This window comes from Candidatus Frankia nodulisporulans, assembly GCF_902806475.1.
In the GTDB taxonomy this organism is placed as follows: Bacteria; Actinomycetota; Actinomycetes; order Frankiales; family Frankiaceae; genus Frankia; species Frankia umida.
Genome location: NZ_CADCWS010000497.1, coordinates 1 through 1,086, shown reverse-complemented (window position 1 = coordinate 1,086; position 1,086 = coordinate 1). Strand labels below are relative to the sequence as shown.

At 74.6% G+C, this 1,086-nt stretch carries 2 protein-coding genes; one reads left to right on the top strand and one right to left on the bottom strand.

Annotation, left to right across the window (positions count from 1 at the left end; all coding sequences use genetic code 11):
* On the bottom strand, positions 1-692 hold a 692-nt coding region (locus G6R24_RS21110; RefSeq protein WP_225438893.1), incomplete at its 3' end, for a serine/threonine-protein kinase.
* Positions 693-750: 58 nt separating this feature from the next.
* Between G6R24_RS21110 and G6R24_RS23105 the strand changes: the two genes are divergently transcribed.
* On the top strand, positions 751-1,086 hold a 336-nt coding region (locus tag G6R24_RS23105; protein ID WP_225438892.1), incomplete at its 3' end, for a hypothetical protein.

The following is a 1,086-nucleotide window of genomic DNA, read 5'->3' as shown; positions in this document are numbered from 1 at the left end:
GGACGCCCCGCCGCCGCGAGCTCGTGGTCAGGCGCCCTGGACCCCGGCGCGGCGATGATCGAGGAACCGGACCCGGCGGCCGCACCGGGACCGGAGGACGACGAGCGGGCCCACCGCAGGAGAGCCTCGGCGCCCTGGGCGTCCAGCCGGGTGGCCGGGGTCTTGGCGAGCAGGCCGGCGAGCGGATGGGCGAGCGGACCGGCGCGGGTGAACGCGGGTGGTTCGGATCCGACGACGGCGCCGATGGTGGTCGGCAGGTCCTCGCGGGCGAACGGCGAATGGCCCTCGACGGCGAAGTACAGGCTCGCACCGAGGGAGAACAGATCACCGGAGAGCGTCGCGATGCCGTTGACGAGACGTTCGGGCGCCGAGTAGGCGGGCGTGCCGCCGCGGCTGAGCAGACGCTCCACGGCGACCAGGACGAGCGGTCCGGCCGCCTCGGCCCGCGTGGAGCGGTCGGGGATGGTCGGGTCGCCGGCCTGCGCGGCGATACCGAAGTCGGTCAGCAGCACGCGCCCGTCGTGGGCCAGCAGGATGTTGGACGGTTTCACATCCCGGTGCAGCACCCCGAGGCGCTGCCCGGCGACGAGGGCGTCCAGCACCGCGAGGCCGATCTCGGCGACGCGGGCGGCGGCGAGTGGTCCGTGCCGTTCGACGGTGGCCGCCAGGGTGTCGGCCGGCACGTATTCCATGACGATCCACGGGAGACCGTCGTGTTCGACGGCGTCGTGGACGGTGACGACATGCGGGTTGCCGCGCGGCCGTGCGGGCCTCCCGCATCGCCGCCGCCATCTGCCCGGCGCGCTCGGCGTCGTCGAGGTCCGCCGGGAAGCGGATCTCCTTGAGCGCGACGTCGACCCGCAACAGCTCGTCGTGGGCATGCCAGACCGTGCCCATCCCACCGGCGCCAAGCCAGGCGCCCAGCCGCCCGCCGCCATCGCCGCCAGTCGCTTCGACCGCTTCGACCGCTTCGACCGTGCCAGTCGGCCCGACCACGCCAGCCGGCCCGACCACGCCAGCCGTTTCGTGACCGCTCTGGCCGGCCGCGTCCGGCTCAGTCACCACGCCAGCGCCATCCGCTGGGAG